Origin of the sequence: Bacillus sp. FSL K6-1003 (genome assembly GCF_037964945.1) — a bacterium.
Lineage (GTDB): Bacteria > Bacillota > Bacilli > Bacillales > Bacillaceae > Bacillus > Bacillus mojavensis.
In genome coordinates this window covers 1,576,988-1,595,559 of the sequence record NZ_CP150176.1, presented here as the reverse complement: position 1 = coordinate 1,595,559, position 18,572 = coordinate 1,576,988, and the positions used below count along the sequence as shown (strand labels likewise).

The window sequence follows — 18,572 nt, the reverse complement described above, 5'->3', positions numbered from 1 at the left end:
TCATGATCATTGTTCTTTTTTACGGCTGCACCATCTAAGGATGAATGTGAGCATGATTTTCGTATAATCTACGAGCTGCTCAATCGATACCTCCTCATTAACGGAATGAGCATTATATAAATTGCCAGGTCCGTAGATCACGCTTGGGATACCGGCATTATAAAGCCATCCGCCATCGGTTACGGTCTGAGAGACGTCAACGACCGGGCGTTCCCGTTTGATTTCCTCGTGTGACGCTGTAAGGGCTAAAACGCCAGGATGAGCCGGATCAACTTCCAAGGCCGGAAAAATTTCTCCTCTATCCTCAATCATTGAAGAGCCTCCCCATTTAAAGACAGGACGGTTTTCCCTCAGCCAAATATCACTATCACTCAGCCGGTTGATGTAATCTTCTATTTCCGCTGCCACTTGTTCATGCGTTTCATTCGGGTAAAAATGGACTGTGATCCACAGCCGGCACTCATCCGCTATAAAGGCCGCATGTCTGCCTCCTTCTATAACAGCGGGATTAATTGTGTTTGTACCGGGTGCAAAGCCGGGATAACGTTTCATGATGGCCCAATGGCGCTCAAGCTCACCGAGTCCAGAAATGATTTTTGCCATTTTTTCGATCGCGCTCGCCCCGAATGTTCCTCCGCCAGCGTGGATCATATTGCGTCTTGTTCCATCGTGAAACGTTTGACTGCTTTTGATTTCGATCCAGCCTGTAATCACTCCGCCTTGACCTTGAATATGCATATCGCTCGTATCCGCCACAACTGCAAAGTCTGCGTGATAGCCCTTTTTGCAGCATTCAAGCGTGCCGGCCTCTCCGACCTCCTCCCCGATGACCGATTGCAGAATCAAATCGCCCGGGAGCTCAATGCCTGCTTCACGAATCAGCTTTACAGCAAACAGCACACAGGCCATTCCGCCTTTCATATCTGAGGCGCCCCGGCCGATTAAGAAACCGTTTTTCTCAATAGGACAAAACGGCTCATGCACCCATTCCTCGTCCTCTCTTACCTCTGCCACATCGACATGCCCATTGATGATTAAACTTTGATAGGCTGCTGAATTTGTTCCCTTTAAAACACCCACAACATTGGGATCTCCTGGATAAACGTCCCATTTGTCGATGAAAAATCCCTGTTCACGCAAAAACTGCGTAATCCATGTTTGGATGCTGTCTGTATTTCTCGCAGGCGGCGCCGGTGTTTTAAAAGAAATCAGCGTTTTCGCAAGCCCAATGAGCTCGTCCTTTTGTTCTTCCGCTTTTTTTAGTAAAGATTCTACTTGATCAATCATGTTATCCGCTCCTATTTTTAATAGAAAAAAGCCGTTTCATATTCATGAAACGGCTTAATAAAGAAAGCAGAGTGCAAGCTGCTGCATTCTCCGCTTTTTTCACCGCTTCCCTCCGCTGGTATGATCCAGATCAGGTCAATAAGGGTTGAGACAAGCGTCTCTCTCAGCTTCTAAAGCACCCCTAGGATGAATCGTATGTCGTTATGCATTTGTTACCGTCTCAGCTCTTGTTAAAAACGGACGATCCTGATTCCATAATACACGGATCGGCGTATCAAAAAAAGAAGAAAGTGATTCATCTGTCAGCATGTCTTTCATTTGTCCTGATCTAAAGACTTCTCCCTTTTTTAACAAGAGGGCTTTATCAAAAATCGGCAAAATTTCTTCCGCATGATGGGTAACATAAAGAATAGACGGCGCATTTTCCCTGCTTGCAATATGTGTAATCGTATCTAACAGTTTTTCCCGGGCAATAAAATCAAGTCCTGTAACTGGTTCGTCCAGTATAAGCAGCTCCGGATCAGCCATTAGCGCTCTTGCGATTAAAGCTCTTTGTTTCTCTCCTTGAGAAAGAGTTTCATAGCGGCGGTCAGCATAATCGATGGCTCCTAAGTCCTCGAGCAGGGCAATCGCTTTTTCTCTGATATCCGCACTTGGAGTTTCATACAAGCCAATCGAAGCATATGCCCCGCTCAGAGCAATTTCAAAAGCTGAATCTGCCGGATACAATTTTTGCTGAAGACCCGCTGAGACAAGGCCGATTTTTCGTCTGAGTTTATCTCCCAGTTCCGTTTTTCCGAATACATGACCAAGCACCTGCATCTCGCCTGTTGTCGGAAAATAGTAAGAGCATAGCATATTTAACAGCGCAGTCTTCCCTGCTCCATTTAATCCGTAAAGCACCCAGTTCTCCTTTTCTTCTACTTTCCAATGAATATCCTTTAGTATCCATTTTCCATTCCGTTTTAGTGAGACATTGTCAAGCTGCAAAATCATTGTGGTCCTCCTCTTTCCAAAGCAAAGAATTGTTTTAATTTTCACAAAACTGTGTACGGACTAGGATACCTTACTTTTTCGAAAACGTAAACCGCTCGTTCTAAATAGAAAAGCCTTTAAAACAATTTCTGTTTTAAAGGCTTTCCGCGTCCATGCTATTGATGAATATTCTTATTCATTTGTTTGATTGCTGCCTTTTCCAGTCTGGACACCTGTGCTTGAGAAATCCCGATTTCTTCGGCTACTTCCATTTGCGTTTTTCCTTGGAAGAACCGTTTTCTTAAAATCATTTTTTCCCTCTCGTTCAGCCTTCTCATGCCCTCTTTCAAAGCCAGCTCTTCAATCCATTGTGTATCTTTGTTGCGTTCATCACTGATTTGATCCATGACATAAATCGGATCTCCGCCGTCATTGTAGATCGGTTCAAAAAGAGATACCGGATCTTGAATGGCGTCGAGTGCAAACACGATTTCTTCGTGCGGTACTTCAAGAACTTTGGCGATATCCTCTGCCGTCGGCTCCTTGCTTGTCTCACTGATTAACCGTTCTCTTACCTGGAGTGCCTTATATGCGATATCCCTGAGTGATCTCGAGACTCGTATCGGGTTATTATCGCGCAAATACCTGCGGATCTCTCCGATAATCATAGGTACAGCGTATGTTGAAAACTTAACATTGTGGCTTAGATCAAAATTATCAATGGATTTCATTAGTCCGATGCAGCCGACTTGAAATAAGTCATCAACATACTCCCCTCTGTTATTAAATCTTTGAATGACACTTAAGACAAGACGCAAGTTCCCGTTTACAAGCTTTTCTCTGGCTGAATCATCACCTTCGTCCTGCAATTGCCTAAACAGCTTTCTCATCTCTTCATTCTTGAGTACGGGTAATTTGGACGTATCCACCCCGCAGATTTCGACTTTATTTCTCGACACTTTTTTCCCTCCCTACAGGAGCTGCTGTACAACGTTAAGTATCTCCTCGGGTGGGAAAAATATGCACTGTACTCAGACCGAAAAATAGTCATAATTGGGAAATCCTTGTAGAATCAAGGGATTAACCCGCAAAAATTTTTTACACCATTTTGTTGAATTCTTTTCGCAATCTTTTAATGATTCGTTTTTCCAGACGGGAAATATAGGATTGAGAAATCCCCATCATATCCGCAACATCCTTTTGGGTTTTTTCCTCTTCGCCGACAAGCCCGAAACGAAGTTCCATGATTTGTTTCTCCCTCTCATTTAACTGTTCGAGCGCTTTTTTTAGAAGCTTTTTATCCACGTTTGCTTCAATGTCCTTTGTGATGATATCATCATCCGTGCCCAGCACATCAGAAAGCAGAAGCTCATTGCCGTCCCAATCAATATTAAGCGGTTCATCGAAAGATACTTCTGAACGGATTTTGTTGTTTCTCCTTAAATACATCAGGATTTCATTCTCGATACAGCGAGAGGCATATGTAGCCAGCTTGATTTTCTTTTCCGGATTGAAGGTATTCACAGCCTTGATTAATCCAATGGTGCCGATGCTGATTAAATCTTCAATATTAATTCCCGTGTTTTCAAATTTCCGGGCGATATAGACGACCAGCCGCAGGTTGCGTTCGATCAAAATAGCGCGGGCCGCTTGGTCACCGCTTGGGAGCTTCATTAATAGAACCTGCTCCTCGTCTTTTGATAATGGCGGCGGCAAAGCTTCACTTCCGCCTATGTAATACACTTCATCGCTTTTCAAGCCCAGTTTCATCAGCAGCTTATACCAGAGGTGCGTCAACCGCAATTTAAGTTTTTTCATCTTCCTCTCCCTTCTAAATGTCACGTCTTATGAGTATGATAAATAACGGACATTTGCGAACATTAGGACACGTGTTTAATGGCTTTTCCTGACAGCATTTTCGGATGAATAATCGCGTCAAAATCTCCATCTGCCGACAGCTTTGACGTACTGATGCCAATTAAGCATTTATCCGCGGAAATCATTTCATCTTTTGTCATAATCGTTACATGATCCGGTTTGATACATAATAAGAATTGATGCTGCTGGCCTACTCCCCGGTATGGGATCAGCCTCATTTTATCTAAAAAACGAAACGAATCATCAAGCTGTTCAATCGCTTCCATCGGGTCTGCATTTCGAATAATCATCGTATCAGCCTCTCCGAAAATCGGTTCAAGCTTATCAATGTGAATAATCATGACCGGCGTTTTTGTGAGCGGGTCGTACAGCTGGTTGCCTGAATCCACCAGGCCTCTTGCGTGCAGTGTTTGGCCGCCCAGGTCCGCCTGTACCCTGACTCGTTCCTCATATTGAATGTTTTTTGTTTCAATATCTTCGATTCTTCTCTTGGAAAAAAACCATAATGCGGGAAAGCCAGCCACGATAAACATCCAGCTGATCGGGTCCCCAAATCCGGTTTGATTGGTAATCATGACACCGTTTCTGACAATAGAGTTTGACTGCAGCAATGAGTGTGCTCCGATTATTCCTCCTCCCATTAGAAAAGTAGCAAAATAAAAGGAAAACAAATTTTGAAAGAAATAACGAAACCTCTTAAAACCGAATGTTACGAGTACAATGACAACCGAAAAAGCGAGCTTTCCGGCCGGGTTCTCAACGATCGGTGAGAAAGGAGTAAACATCAAAAGGACAATACTTGAACCGATAAACGCGCCGCCTATCAATCTTCTTTTTTTCACATGGCGTTTTAAAATAAATGCCGTCAGTAAAAGCAACAGTGCGTCAAAACAAAAGTTTAACAGCCAAATGACATCTAAATAGATTTTCACACCTGACCCCTTTCTTTCTTGCATCACGCTGTTCCCCTTCTTGTTTCATAAGTATAAAGCAAGCTCTGTGGGAAAGTCTGTCAATTAATGTTGAGAGGCCCATACAATTTTTCAGGGATAACTGCTTAATTTGTCGAGGGAATGAATGCGAGTATATAGAAAAAAAGCTGCCAAGGGCGGCAGCTTTTTTACACTTACTTTTCAGTATTGATATATAGTTTTCCATTCGCTGTTTTTCTAGTTTCATTGCCGTAATTGTCTCGAACGATAACCTCTACTTTCGCTCCATTTGCTTTAATAGAAGATGTTGCTGTCCAATAGCCTTCATATCGTCCCGGAGATATTTCCCTTAACGGCAGCTCGGTAGCGTTTTGTACATTCGCTCTTGCATTTGTGAGCGGAAGACGAATGACAAACGTTGCATCTGCCCCTTTCGTGCTTGAAAAAGCGATTTTGACCGATTCACCAGCTTTTAAGATTTTGTCCTCACCAGGAATTAGTCCGTTAATAACTGGCTTGTCAAAATTCACATCGACGACAGCTTTTTTCGTCGTCTTGTTGCCTGCTAAGTCAGAGGCTGTCACCTTTACTTCGTTGCTTCCGTTTTCCAATAGGATACGGGCGGAGTAGGAACCGTCTGTGACTGTTGCTTTTTTGCCATTAACCTTTACTTCTTTCAAGTTGTCATCTGAAACAGTGCCTTTAACAGTCAGCGCTTCTTTATTGATTTTCTCGCCATCCTTTGGATTGTCGAGCGTCAGTTCAGGCTTGTCTTGATCAAGTGTGACCGTAACAGGACTTGAAGCATCTGTCGTTCCGGAGTCTGTTGATGCAGCCGCTGTCAGCTTGTTTTCCCCTTTGCTGAGTGAAACCCCTGCTTCGAACGTGCCATCTGCGGCAGTTTTCGTTTCTCCTGCTTCTTTATCACCATTATAAAGGGTTATAGTCGTCCCGGGAGATGCCTTTCCTTTTACAGTGACGCTCTCCTTATTGGTGTATGATTGGTCTGCAGGAGAAGTAATGTCAGGTACGGCAGCTTCATAATCGACTAATGCACGAATCATATAGTTGCCGTCTTCTTTATCCCCTTTTTGCCATGTTCCGTCAACATACTGCCAGTTGCGATCTGAGTACTGCCCGGTTTCATCCATTGCCAAGCCTGGTGAATATGGATCAGGTTTTGACTGGATATAGACAAGATAAAAGTCTTTATCGACCATAATCCCCTTCGAGCTGAGATCTACTTTCGTCCATTCGCCATTACGAAGAGCTTCAGCTTGATATGGTCCCGCAATTTTTTTGCCGGGTGCTCCATCTTTCCCTGTCGCATCGTAAACCTCGACCTTAAACTCTGTGCCGCCAGGATCAGGGAACTCCGTATCCCAGAATCTGAATAGCCCTCCTGTCAGCATGCCTTTTTCCTTGCCGTCAGCCAGTGACATTTTCACCGCCCATCCGTTTCCGGCCGCAAAATAGGAATTTGCATTCTCCGCTGTTCCGTCATCGTATCCGATCTCGCCTGGATAACCGACGAAAGGCTTTAGCACAGTTTCTTTTGTGATATCACCTTTTAACTCAACGGAAAATTCATCGCTGTAATAGCCCGGCGCAGCTACTTTAATGGAGTAAGAGCCCTCATAGGCCTCAAGTGTATATTCTCCTTTGTCGTTTGTAGTTGCCGGTTCAACCGCGGCATCCTCGATAACATAGACGGAAGCCCCTTTTACAGGCTTTCCTGTTGTTTTATTGATGACAGTGCCTTTTAATGTGCCTTTCTTTAGTTCTTCTAACGTAAAATTAGCTCGGGTTGTCTGATCTGTCTGCAAAGACACTTTTTGCGTTTTCGATTGATAGCCGTAAGCTTCTGCCATAAGCGTATAGTCTCCTGCTTTATGCGTCAGCTTGTACTGTCCGGTTGATTGATCTGAATAGGTTGATTTTCCTGTTTCAACCACACTGACCTGTGCTCTTAGCGGCAATGCTTGCGGCTGCATATCAGCGCTATGTTCTGTTTTGACAGCTGTATGTGTTGAAGGCTTAGCCTTTTTTGGATTAACCGCTTTTTTCTTTTGCTTTTCTGCCGTTTTTTGTACGCCCAGCTTATTCTTTTTAGCTGTTTTTCCGGCAGATTTGTCTGAAAGCTGAACATCATCAATGTACCAGCCCTCTTTCGCAATGCTTTCATCAGACTGAAGGTTGAACATCACTCGAATGTTTTGGCCTTTATATGCGGATAAATTAATTTCTTCGTTGATCCAGTTTGAAGTCTTTCCATTATAGACCCCAGCCTGCTCCCAATTCGTTTCGCCTTCCGGTAAAACAAAAACGTAGCCGTAATCAAAATCACTTTCCAGGTTGTGCCAGCTCTTGAATTGAAGAAACAGGTTCCCTGAATCCGGCACATCAATTGGAGGCATAGTGAGATTCATATTCGCTCCATTGGCATAATTTCCAGTCAGGTTTGTCCCAAATACTTTTTCTCCTGATGCAGCTGCATGAGGGCCTGATTCCGGAACTCCCCATTCCCAGTTATTGTTTGTTCCGCTCATAAGCCAGCCGCCTGGTTCTGTTTCAAAATCCTGCTTGTATCCAGTAGTGATGCTAGGTTTTACGGATACATCATATATGTCAGACTCAGCAACATGGCCGCCAAAATCCTGAATGATCCACTTATAGCTTAATGCGGTCCCCTTTATACTTGGGATTTCCGCCTGGTACGTCCCCTTCAAATGATCTCCGCTGATTCGTTTCGCATTGACCTCGTTCCATTCGCCTTGATCCAGCTTATAGGCCAATTTAACGGCAGTCACACTCACATTGTCTTCAGCTGTCAAGGTAAGCGGAAGGCTGGCACCTTCATAAGCTTCATTTACTTTCTCATGTTGATAGACAGGCATCTCTTCATCTTCCCCATCGACAGAAACTTGCCCTTCTGCTTTTCCCAAACCGTCTGTAACGGCTGATACAGCGTCTAAAGCATTAACCAAACCATGACCGTATCCGTTATTCGGAGAGTCAGGGAATGTAGAGTCTGTTAATGGCTCAGCCGTGCTTGTCAATATATCCTCCATCTCATCGACAGAAAGTGAGGCGTCTGCCTGCTTCAACAACGCGGCAACAGCAGAAACATGCGGTCCTGCCATCGAAGTGCCATCCCATCCGTCTTCATATGTCTGGCCAGGAACTGAAGACCGGATGTTTACGCCTGGAGCAGAAATTTCCGGCTTTGTTTCATCGTATGGCGACGGTCCCTGGAGTGAAAAATCGCCAAGCTTTTTGTTAATATCAGTCGCTCCGGTCGCAAATGCTTCCGGATAATTGGCAGGATTAGCGATAGAACCAGGTCCTCCCGGGTTAAAGAGATCAGCATTTCCCGCAGAGAATTCCGGGAAAATGTCGGCCGCCCGCCAGGCATTGACCATATCCCTGTACCATTCATCAAGGCCGGAGCCCCCGCCCCAAGAATTATTGACGACATCCGGAGCCATTTCCGGGTGAGGATTGCCCTCTGCGTCCTTTGGAGCTAAAATCCATTCACCGGCCTCCAAAATGTCAGCATCTGTCCCGCCATCTTCTGAAAACGCCTTAACGGCAATCCATTTTGCGCCAGGTGCGACACCAATTTGATTCGTGCCATCAGGCTCAGAACCAACCATTGTACCTGTTACGTGAGTGCCATGGGCAAGATCATCATAAGGACTTGACTCGCCCGCTACAGCATCAAACCAGTTCATGTTATTATCAGGCTCATTCGGGCTTTCCGGATTAAACCCGCGATATTTTTCTTTTAATGCAGGGTGTTCCCATTCAACCCCTGTATCAATGGAGGCGACAACCGTACCCGTTCCGTCATATCCAAGCTCCCAAGCCTTCGGTGCATCTATTTGGTTTATATTCCATTCTACGCCGTCAGTCGCTTTTATCGCTTTTTGCGCTTTTTTCATATTGAATGGGGAGGCGGATGACTTAAAAAGCTGCCGTTTTTCATTTGGAAGCACCTTTTCTACTTCAGGAAACTGGGCCACTTTCTCCATGACCTCTTTTGAAGCATGTACTGCAATTCCATTTACCACATAATAGGAATGAATATCATCGGCATTCCCTTTATTTTTCTGGCTGTTTAAATATTTCAAGACGTCCTTCTGAGCTTCATCAGCTGTCACTTTTAACGAAGACACAACGGCGGAACGCTTTTGATATTCCGTTTTAGCAGCGGTCATCTTTTTAGATTTCGCTCTTTTGACAGCTGATTTTGCCGCTTTTTGAGTGTCAGCTTGATCTTTAAATTTGATCAGAAAGGTAGTTTTTCCTTCTTTTTTAAAGCTTTTCTTTAATGAGCTGGATATCTTATTTTGAATCGTCTCTGAAGATTGAAGCTCCTGTTTTACAGAAGAAGCGGCTCCTTTGCTGCTTGCCACGGCTGCACCCGGAAACAGCAGTGAACTGACGACAACTGTACTCAAAACAGAACTGATCAGTCTGTTTTTCGTCTTTTTCCTCATTTTTTATCCCCCTTTTTTAAACCACTTTGTAAAAAAATGTCGTCCCTCCTTTAAAGTTCAATTTGTTTGTCAAAACTTCGCTGTATGTTAACTGTAGACAATCTCAATTACAGATATTGTCGTTTCCTGTCATTTCTTTTCCATATAAATGAAAATGATTAGATGGTCATGAAATATCGGTAGGTATAATAGGTTGATTTGTTGATCTGTGTAGGAAGACATAGTTCAAAAGACATGATAGATGGATGGAAATGATTGAGGAAAAAATAAAAAAAGGACAAAATCGAAAACGATTTTGTCCTTTCAATTAGCCGCGTTTATTGCGATTTCTTAAAAATGTCGGGATATCAAGCGTATCGTCAGCCGGCTGTGAGGTTTGGCGGCTGACTGTGTTTTGATGCTGCGGTTCCTCTCGTTTCGGCTCACGTTTTGGAACACTCTGATTATGTGATTTGATATTCTGGTTTAATGATGGACGCTGGGGTTTCGTAACATCTTTCTCCTGTTCGATAAAACCAGTGGCAATCACAGTAACCACAATCTCGTCTTTAAGATTTTCGTTAATAACAGAACCGAAAATCATGTTTACATCCTGATCAGATGCAGAAGCGACAATATCTGCTGCTTCCTGAACTTCATATAGGCTCAGATTTGTTCCGCCAGTAATGTTCATTAAGACGCCTTGCGCGCCGTCAATTGCTGCTTCAAGAAGCGGACTGGAAATGGCTTTTTTCGCAGCTTCTGCAGCACGGTTTTCTCCAGTCGCAATACCAATACCCATCAAAGCAGATCCTTTGTTTGACATGATCGTTTTCACATCAGCAAAGTCTAAGTTAATGAGACCAGGAGTAGCGATCAGGTCAGAAATACCTTGAACCCCTTGACGGAGTACGTTATCAGCTTCACGGAATGCTTCAAGCATCGGCGTGTTTTTATCAACAATTTCCAAAATACGGTCGTTCGGAATCACAATCAGTGTGTCCACCGCTTCTTTCATTGCAGAAATTCCGCCCGCCGCCTGCAGCTGTCTCTTACGGCCTTCGAACGTAAACGGTCTTGTAACGACTCCGACTGTTAATGCTCCTAAATCTTTTGCGATTTGCGCAATAACCGGTGCGGCACCTGTTCCTGTTCCGCCTCCCATACCAGCTGTTACGAATACCATGTCAGCGCCTTTTAGCGCTTCTTCAATCTGCTCCTTGCTTTCCTCTGCGGCTTTTTTTCCGACTTCCGGATTCGCACCTGCTCCCAATCCTCTAGTCAGCTTTGCGCCGATTTGCATTTTCACTTCCGCTTTTGACAGGTTAAGAGCTTGAGCGTCCGTATTTACCGCGATGTACTCTACTCCTTGCACTTCATTCTCAATCATTCGGTTGACCGCGTTGTTACCGCCGCCTCCTACTCCGATTACTTTAATTGATGCTAAGCCGTCTATGTTTGTTTCGAACTCCAACATGCTAAATCCTCCTAATCTGCCGAATGACTATCTATCTATTCCCAAAACATGCTTAATAGTTTTTTCATTTTGCTCTGTTTGTTATGTTCGGCTTGTGTTTTTTGTTTTCCTTTTGGCCGTTGCTGCATCTCATTTTGGTGATGATGCTCTTCTTCCTCTGCTGATGAGACTGCGATTTCCTGTATCGCTTCTTCAGGCATCTTGAAGCCAATTTTTCTGCCTTGAATTCTAGCATTCCGGCAGGCGAATTGAATCATGCCAACTCCCGTCATATACTGAGGATCTCTTACACCGATATAATTCGGGCTCGCCACTCTGACATTGTTTTGCAGCACATCCTGCGCCAGTGACATGACACCAGGCATCGCTGCTTGTCCCCCTGTCAGCACGAAGCCTCCCGGCAGATCGCTAATTCCCATATTGCGAAGTTCTTCTGAAGCAATCTCAAGGATTTCTTCGACTCTTGCTTCAATGATATTCGCTGCTTCCTGCTGTGTAAATGTTTGTTTTTGATTGGTGCCTATAACGGTTACCTCAAATACTTCATCTTCTGAAGCCTCGTTATAGTAGGCATGTCCAAATTGTTTTTTCACACGTTCCGCTTCTTCTGTGGACGTTCTCAATCCGATGGAGATATCTTTGGTGATATTTTCGCCTCCGAGAGGAATGACACGGGTAGAAGTCAGGTGTCCGTTCTGGAATACGGCAATGGTGGTTGACCCTCCGCCTATATCAATGAGAGCCACACCGAGATTTTTCTCATCCTTTGACAAAGCAGCAGAACCGGCTGCCAGCGGCTGTAGACAAATATCAGTTATTTCAACACCGGCTCTTTCAACGCAGCGAAGCAAGTTATGTAATATTGTTTTTGAACCGGTGATCAGTGTGCCCTCTACTTCTAAACGCACACCAAGCATTTTTTTCGGGTCGGTAATTTCATCTCTTCCATCAACGATAAATTGTTTAGGAATGACGTCAACTATCAGCTGTTCATGCGGTATTGAAACAACTTGGGCCGCTTCCATGACGCGGCGGACATCTTCTACTTGAATTTCTTTATTTTCACTAGAAACTGCTACAACACCGTTTGTATCTTGAATATTGATATAATTTCCATTAACGCCGACAATAGCTTTTCTAAGCGGAAAACCTACCATTCTTTCAGCTTGGTCAAACGCTTTTCTTATAGAATGAACGGTCTCATCTATGTCAACGATTGAGCCTTTTTTCAACCCTTCAGACGGTACATTTCCCACACCGATAATATTAAGGGAATCATCTGTCATTTCTCCGACGATCACTTTTGTATTGGACGTACCGATGTCAAGACTGACGTAAAGTTCATTGTTGTTCATTCTATGGCACCTCCTCACATTTCGATCATTTCTATTCTATTATTTGCGGAACAACAATACAATGAATGTGGCTTTACAAGTGTGTAACAAAAAATAACAACGGAATATTCTTATGTGCTTTTCACATTTTATGTTTATTGAAAATATTCGTTATATCCTATGTATATCCTCTTTTATATCACATTTTTTTTATTTTTTTTAGAAAGAGTCCACTTTGTTAGTAGATTTCTTCTTATAACGGCTATATTCTGAAATAATCTGACTCCAAATGCGAATATACCTGCTAAATACAAGTCTACACCAAGATGAACTCCCAGAAAAGCTAAACTTATTGCCAATATAATATTAAAAAAGAAACCGGAAACAAATACCATTTCATCATATGTACCTTGTAAATGCGCCCTGATTCCGCCGATTAGAGTATCAAGTGCAGCAAGCACAGCAAGTGATAAATAATTTGAGTATTCACTCGGTATTGTTAAGTTTGTCATCAGTCCGATCGTTATTCCGAGCACGAGTCCAAGCACGGGCAGCCACATGACAATTCTCCTCCCTTTTAGTCTTTAAGCGGTTTTAGCTGTTGTACGTCCACTGCTCTGTCATAAGCTTTTAATGTGAGGCTGCTGTCAGATTTACCTGCTTTTAACGCTACATTTTCAGAAGCAAAGATATCCTCTAGATCGGACCCCTTTACCCTGCTGTACAGCTTGTCCGGATCTTCAGCAAGCACTTTTACTGTTAAAGGATAATCATCTAGGCTGTATCCGTCTATTTTTGTTGTGCCGTTTAAGTCCCGTATCACTGAAGAATTCACAACTCTTCGCTCATTTATTGAGATATGCTCAGCACCATAAGAGTTGAGTTCATTAATCAGCTTCTTTAGTAAATCCGGCGGTGGATTTTTGATCGCCTCTCCAGTTACGCTTTCAGAAAAAAGCGGAGAAAGGGTGATGACAATTCCGCTACCTGTAATATCGGTCATGCCGGCTGTTTTTTTTAAGGTTTGTAATGTATTATTGAGTGCTGTTTCTTTTGTCAATTCTTTGTTTTGCTTATAGGTATTCAGCAATTTATCATACTTATTAATTTCAGCCAGCAGCTCTTCCTGCTTCTTCTGCTCTGATGTAAGCTCTTCTCTAATATCCCACATATCTCTTGTATCTCGGACTTGAGGATGCTTTAAAGAATTAAATTGAACAGATATCATAAGGCCGAATATGACCATAAGCACGCTGATGCTAATGAAGGAACGCTTTATTTTCAATCACTTCACCCGCTTTTCCAGTCATTCCTTCGTTTTCAGAATGGGCTCCATTTGTACATTTTTCTTTTTTTCTGCGGTAACAGAAATATGATCCATAGAAAGCTGATCGATCAGGCCTCCTGCTATATTTAACGAAGGAAGCAGAACATCGGGATCTCCAATGGCAGAAACGACAAATGGGGCGGGGTGCTGCACCCCGTCAACCGTTACGACCGGCCCGTTGCACTTGATGTAGGAATTATGGGTCAGCCGCTGGCCGTTGATGGAGACGGCTGCCGCACCAGATATATACAGTTCATTTATGACTTGAAAGAGATGGCTTTCGTGAACGATGTAGCTGTTCACGTTCTCTCCTTCCGGTATGTAAGAAGCATCTTCCAAAGTCACTTGAACGCCCTCTCCTTGTACACCGACTTCCCCAATATACATTCTGTACTTTTCTACATCTTCCAGAACGTTATAGTATTCTGTTTTTTCGTTTTTCAGCTTATTTTCAGTCTGACGGACTTTGTTCTGCTTTTGATACAGTTCTTTTTCAAGGTCCTTGTTTTCTTTCTCTTGCTTCAGCAGTTCATCCCGCAGGGCATATTCTTTTTTCCAATCTTCCGTCTCTGTCATGCTTTTGTGGTTTTCTCTTGTCGTCTGAAAGGAAAAAGAAATTAAAAAACCTGCGATTAGCATAATCAAAGAAAGAAGGACGGCTGATTTGCCCCTCAATTTTCATCTTCCTTTTTGGCAGACGAATCGCTTTTTCCAAACTCTTCAAAATAGGTAGCAACTTCTAAATGAATAATCCCTTTTTTACTGCCGTTGAGCTGTGAGATAATAGAAGGATACGTTTTCATTCGGTCTGCAAAGGTTTTGATGGAAGCAGTAACGACATACCCGTCGTTCATATATAATTTAATACGGTTTTGATCCATTTTGACAGGAGTATAATACACTTCTGAAATCGACTGTTTTAAAGAATTTGACAAAGCATCGAGCTGCTTGGCCATTTGAACACGTTTTTTAGCGTCTGTCCAATTCACCAAAATGGGTCCCGCATCATCCGGCGTTACTTCGTTTGGCAAAACTGAACCGTTTTCAAGGATTTCGTAATACACACTGTCTTTTTCTAAATAGGCAATCGCTTTATATTCTTCGATCGCAATGTTGATTTTATTAGGAAGGGATTTTCTGATTTCTGCTTTTTTCACTAATTTATTTTCCTGAATCTTTTTTGCTGTTTTTTTCTTATCCAGACTCCAAAATTCAGTATCTCCGCTTTTGATATCGGAAAGATCAATAATCTCCTTTTTCGAAACATTCTCATTACCGGTAACAGAGATTGATGAAATTTTACTAATCGGTGTCTGCAGATACACGATGATCAGCACCATCATAAAAAAGAGCATAATAAATGAAATAAGCCTGCGGTTTGCCTTCTGTTTTCTCTGCTCTTTAATTTTAGGGATCCGCTCTTCAATATTTACGATTTTTTCTCGGTCATGACCCGGATTCATTGCCTGTTCACCTCATTCAACTGAAACAGCCTTAAAAGTCTGCCTATTCCAAAACAAACGGCATACTATGATGCCGTTTGTCGTTTGCTTACAGTATATCATATGAACAGCTTCAGTTCAGAACTTGAATCAGCGATTTTCACCGATGATTTCAACCTCTGTGTGCATATCAATCTCGTATTTTTCACGGATTGTCTTTTTCACATGATCAATGAGATCAAGCACATCTTTTGCGGATGCTCCGCCCGCATTGACGATGAAGTTTCCGTGCATCTCCGATATCTTTGCACCGCCGATTTGATATCCTTTTAAGCCCGCTTTTTCCACTAGATTGCCGGCATGGTTCGGAAGCGGGTTTCTGAATATACTTCCTGCACAAGGGCTTGAATACGGCTGAGTATTCTTTCTGTAGTCTTTATTGCTTTGCATTTGCTGAACGATTGATTCTTTATCCTTCTGTTCAAGCTGGAGAACGGCTTCAAGACAAACACCAGGGCGTTTCTTTTGCAATACGGACGTTCTGTAGGTGAATTCCATCTCCTCATTTGTCAGCCACTCGATTGTGCCGTCTTCAAATAAAATATGCGCTTTGACAAGGATCTTACTCATATCAGACCCGTGAGCGCCTGCATTCATATAGACAGCCCCTCCGACGGATCCCGGAATTCCGGCAGCGAATTCTAATCCCGACAAGCCTTTTTTGCTCATCGATGTAGCAAGACGCACAACTGAATAACCGCCACCGACAGTGACTTGTTCCCCGTCAAGCTCCAGGTGGTCAAGACCCGCGCCCAGCTTGATCACCACACCTCTGATCCCTTCATCTAATACAAGAAGGTTTGATCCGCGGCCGATGACTGTCCACTTTACTTCATATTTTTTCACAACATCCATGATGTCCTTGACAGCATCTACACTGCTTGGAATGACCAATACATCCGCAGGACCGCCGATTTTCATTGTTGTATGATTTGCGAGCGGTTCATTTGCAAGCACCTTGCCGACTTCGCGTTCTTTTAATTCTTGTATCACTTTCTCCATCGTAAACCTCCGCATTCCATTTGCTTTTCTATTATTTTTTCAAATCTTCGAGTACGCTGTATAAACGGGCAGCCGCATCAGGAACACCTAGTGACTTTGTCCGTACGCTCATATCCTTTAATGTTTGTTCATCGAGCACAATCCGGTCAAGCGCTTCAATCAGCTTTTCCCCGCTGAGTTCTGTTTCTTTCAAAACAATCGCCGCATCATGCTGACCGAGAGATCTCGCATTGACCTCCTGGTGATTCGCCGTTACGTAAGGACTTGGAATCAGCACACTTGGGATTCCGAGTGCCGTAATTTCCGCAATGGTCGTCGCACCCGCTCTTGCTACAATCACATCAATCGCCTTTAAATACTCTGGCATCTGATGAAGAAACGGTTTTGTGACCATATTGTCAGCTGCACCCTTGTTTTTCAGCTCAGTCATTACTTTCTCATAGTGAACCTCGCCCGTAATATACAGTACTTGATACGCTCTTGATTTCAGCGCATCCTGCATATCAATGACCGCACGGTTAATTGGAGCGGCGCCTCTGCTTCCGCCGAAGATTAATACGGTTTTTTTCTCTTCAGAGAGCCTGAATTCTGCCATCGAGCGGCCCGTCTTTATTGAGACGACCTCAGAGGCTCTCGGGTTTCCCGTAAATACAACTTTCTCACTTGGAAAATGTGATTTTGCTTCCTCAAAACATATTGCTACTTTATCAACATATTTTGAAAGAAACTTATTGGTGATGCCCGGCAGGCTGTTTTGTTCATGAACGATAGTCGGAATCCCCATTTTTGCAGCCGCGTATACAACCGGCCCGCACACATAACCGCCCGTTCCAATCACGGCATCCGGCTTAAATTCCGCTAAATACGATTTGCTTTTTTTAACGCCTTTTAGGAAACGCATGACCGTTTTTACGTTTTCAAATGAAAGCTTTCTTTTAAAACCTGTAATTTCAATGGAACGAAACGGTATATTTTCCCGTTCTACAATTTTTTTCTCTAATCCGTTTTCTGTTCCGATATATAAAAATTCTACATCAGGATGGCGGCGCTGCACCTCTTTGATAAAGGCAAGTGCTGGATAGATGTGTCCCCCTGTGCCGCCTCCGCTTATTGCAATTCGCATATCTCTTCCCCCAGTCTCAGTCTCTATAACATAACGATAACCCTGTTTTTATGGACAGGGTTATCGCATCAATTGTTTCCCAGCTTCCTGTTTCATAGGATCGCTTCACAAATAAAATTCATTAATACCTCGAGTACCGGCTCACGTTCAGCAGCACACCGACAGCCATCAGCATCAGAGTCAATGATGAACCTCCGTAGCTTAAAAACGGCAGCGTGATGCCAGTTACCGGAATAAGGCCCGTCACAACACCGATATTGATCATGACTTGGATCGCGATCATTGAAATAATCCCTACAGCGACAAAACTGCCATATAGATCTGGTGCACCGAGCGCGATCCTGATTCCTCTCCACAGCAGAACGCTGAACAGAAGCAAAATAAGAGACCCGCCGATAAACCCAAGCTCCTCTGACAAGATGGCGAAAATAAAGTCCGTTTGCGGCTCAGGCAGATAGAAGAATTTCTGTCTGCTTTGGCCGAGCCCCATTCCGAACAATCCGCCAGGCCCTACCGCATAAAGCGATTGAATAATTTGAAAGCCGCTGCCGAGCGGATCTTCCCACGGATTCAAGTAAGAGGTAATCCGTTTAATCCGATATGGAGCCGACAGTACGAGCCCAACAAATCCGCTCAGGCCGATCAGCCCGAGAAAGACGAAATGGGCAATTCGCGCACCGGCTACAAAAATCATGACAATACAAGTACCGACCATTACAGTTCCCGTACCGAGGTCAGGCTGGCACATAATAATCAAAAATGCGGAAAACACGATGCCGAGCGCCGGGACAAATCCACGTCTGAACGATGTAATGTTTTTTTGCTTTTCAGAGAGAAATTTAGCAAGGAATGCTATCATCGCAAGCTTCATAAACTCTGAAGGCTGTATGCTGAATGCGCCGACACCGATCCAGCTTCTAGAGCCGTTCCGCACCATGCCTACGCCTGGTATTAAAACAAGCACCAGCAAGAAAAAACAGATAACCATCAGCAACTTGGACCATGTCCGCCATGTCCAATAATCAACATTCATAATAAAGAACATGGCAATAACGCCGATGCCCGCAAACAGTAGCTGCCGTTTCGCGAAAAAGAATGAGTCGTCAAATTTATAATCCGCCCATACCGCACTCGCACTGTACACCATAATTAATCCAATTGTTAATAATAATAACGTAATGATGACCAATAACAAATCAGGCGATGTTTTTTTAGTAGTCAAAGCAATCGACACCCCAAGCTTAAAGTCATTAG

Annotated in this window: 15 protein-coding genes and 1 riboswitch; all 15 genes read right to left on the bottom strand. The window is 43.5% G+C overall.

The genetic code is table 11. The annotated features are described in order from the left end of the window. Positions 1 to 6: 6 nt before the first annotated feature. The 15 genes from NSU16_RS08275 to spoVE all read right to left on the bottom strand — a co-directional run bounded on the left by NSU16_RS08275 (position 7) and on the right by spoVE (position 18,540). The gene (locus NSU16_RS08275) at positions 7 to 1,287 is read right to left on the bottom strand and encodes an acetylornithine deacetylase (protein WP_339192500.1); all 1,281 of its coding nucleotides are present in this window, start codon (positions 1,285 to 1,287) and stop codon (positions 7 to 9) included. 90 nt (positions 1,288 to 1,377) lie between these two features. Beyond that, positions 1,378 to 1,480, bottom strand: a riboswitch (TPP riboswitch). A gap of 8 nt (positions 1,481 to 1,488) precedes the next feature. Further along, positions 1,489 to 2,283, bottom strand: a complete 795-nt coding sequence (locus NSU16_RS08270) for an ABC transporter ATP-binding protein (protein ID WP_010334170.1) — start codon at positions 2,281 to 2,283, stop codon at positions 1,489 to 1,491. Positions 2,284 to 2,438: 155 nt separating this feature from the next. Further along, a complete protein-coding gene (gene sigG, locus NSU16_RS08265) occupies positions 2,439 to 3,221 on the bottom strand; it encodes an RNA polymerase sporulation sigma factor SigG (RefSeq protein WP_010334169.1) in 783 nt (260 codons plus the stop codon). A 139-nt stretch (positions 3,222 to 3,360) separates the two neighbouring features. After that, a complete protein-coding gene (sigE, locus tag NSU16_RS08260) occupies positions 3,361 to 4,080 on the bottom strand; it encodes an RNA polymerase sporulation sigma factor SigE (protein WP_024121327.1) in 720 nt (239 codons plus the stop codon). Positions 4,081 to 4,142: 62 nt separating this feature from the next. Further along, the gene (spoIIGA, locus tag NSU16_RS08255; RefSeq protein ID WP_286059938.1) at positions 4,143 to 5,072 is read right to left on the bottom strand and encodes a sigma-E processing peptidase SpoIIGA; all 930 of its coding nucleotides are present in this window, start codon (positions 5,070 to 5,072) and stop codon (positions 4,143 to 4,145) included. Positions 5,073 to 5,266: 194 nt separating this feature from the next. Then, a complete protein-coding gene (locus NSU16_RS08250; RefSeq protein WP_339192499.1) occupies positions 5,267 to 9,574 on the bottom strand; it encodes a S8 family serine peptidase in 4,308 nt (1,435 codons plus the stop codon). A gap of 307 nt (positions 9,575 to 9,881) precedes the next feature. Next, complete coding sequence (ftsZ, locus tag NSU16_RS08245) at positions 9,882 to 11,030, bottom strand: cell division protein FtsZ (RefSeq protein ID WP_010334166.1); 1,149 nt, start codon at positions 11,028 to 11,030, stop codon at positions 9,882 to 9,884. Positions 11,031 to 11,065: 35 nt separating this feature from the next. After that, on the bottom strand, positions 11,066 to 12,385 hold the full coding sequence (gene ftsA, locus NSU16_RS08240) for a cell division protein FtsA (protein WP_010334165.1): 1,320 nt from the start codon (positions 12,383 to 12,385) through the stop codon (positions 11,066 to 11,068). Between the two features lie 173 nt (positions 12,386 to 12,558). Further along, entirely contained in the window at positions 12,559 to 12,924 is a 366-nt protein-coding gene (locus tag NSU16_RS08235; RefSeq protein WP_010334164.1) for a small basic family protein, read from the bottom strand. Between the two features lie 17 nt (positions 12,925 to 12,941). Beyond that, positions 12,942 to 13,649: a DUF881 domain-containing protein gene (locus tag NSU16_RS08230; protein WP_339192498.1), complete on the bottom strand. Its 708-nt coding sequence runs from the start codon at positions 13,647 to 13,649 to the stop codon at positions 12,942 to 12,944. Positions 13,650 to 13,670: 21 nt separating this feature from the next. Beyond that, positions 13,671 to 14,366 (bottom strand): DUF881 domain-containing protein, encoded by a 696-nt coding sequence (locus NSU16_RS08225; RefSeq protein WP_010334162.1) that lies wholly within the window; start codon positions 14,364 to 14,366, stop codon positions 13,671 to 13,673. Then, positions 14,363 to 15,154 (bottom strand): cell division protein FtsQ/DivIB, encoded by a 792-nt coding sequence (locus tag NSU16_RS08220; protein WP_339192497.1) that lies wholly within the window; start codon positions 15,152 to 15,154, stop codon positions 14,363 to 14,365. Before NSU16_RS08220 ends, NSU16_RS08225 begins: the two co-directional genes overlap by 4 nt. A 129-nt stretch (positions 15,155 to 15,283) precedes the next feature. Continuing rightward, the gene (gene murB, locus NSU16_RS08215; protein ID WP_168747742.1) at positions 15,284 to 16,195 is read right to left on the bottom strand and encodes a UDP-N-acetylmuramate dehydrogenase; all 912 of its coding nucleotides are present in this window, start codon (positions 16,193 to 16,195) and stop codon (positions 15,284 to 15,286) included. Between the two features lie 31 nt (positions 16,196 to 16,226). Then, the gene (murG, locus tag NSU16_RS08210) at positions 16,227 to 17,318 is read right to left on the bottom strand and encodes an undecaprenyldiphospho-muramoylpentapeptide beta-N-acetylglucosaminyltransferase (RefSeq protein ID WP_339192496.1); all 1,092 of its coding nucleotides are present in this window, start codon (positions 17,316 to 17,318) and stop codon (positions 16,227 to 16,229) included. Positions 17,319 to 17,439: 121 nt separating this feature from the next. Further along, complete coding sequence (gene spoVE / locus NSU16_RS08205) at positions 17,440 to 18,540, bottom strand: stage V sporulation protein E (RefSeq protein ID WP_003221421.1); 1,101 nt, start codon at positions 18,538 to 18,540, stop codon at positions 17,440 to 17,442. Between the last annotated feature and the right edge of the window lie 32 nt (positions 18,541 to 18,572).

Bases quoted from the DNA above. Each gene is read 5' to 3' on its own strand.
- ftsA (WP_010334165.1), bottom strand. From the start codon at position 12,385: ATGAACAACAATGAACTTTACGTCAGTCTTGACATCGGTACGTCCAAT.
- murB (WP_168747742.1), bottom strand. From the start codon at position 16,195: ATGGAGAAAGTGATACAAGAATTAAAAGAACGCGAAGTCGGCAAGGTG.
- ftsZ (WP_010334166.1), bottom strand. From the start codon at position 11,030: ATGTTGGAGTTCGAAACAAACATAGACGGCTTAGCATCAATTAAAGTA.
- NSU16_RS08250 (WP_339192499.1), bottom strand. From the start codon at position 9,574: ATGAGGAAAAAGACGAAAAACAGACTGATCAGTTCTGTTTTGAGTACA.
- NSU16_RS08220 (WP_339192497.1), bottom strand. From the start codon at position 15,154: ATGAATCCGGGTCATGACCGAGAAAAAATCGTAAATATTGAAGAGCGG.
- NSU16_RS08270 (WP_010334170.1), bottom strand. From the start codon at position 2,283: ATGATTTTGCAGCTTGACAATGTCTCACTAAAACGGAATGGAAAATGG.
- sigE (WP_024121327.1), bottom strand. From the start codon at position 4,080: ATGAAAAAACTTAAATTGCGGTTGACGCACCTCTGGTATAAGCTGCTG.
- NSU16_RS08235 (WP_010334164.1), bottom strand. From the start codon at position 12,924: ATGTGGCTGCCCGTGCTTGGACTCGTGCTCGGAATAACGATCGGACTG.
- murG (WP_339192496.1), bottom strand. From the start codon at position 17,318: ATGCGAATTGCAATAAGCGGAGGCGGCACAGGGGGACACATCTATCCA.
- NSU16_RS08275 (WP_339192500.1), bottom strand. From the start codon at position 1,287: ATGATTGATCAAGTAGAATCTTTACTAAAAAAAGCGGAAGAACAAAAG.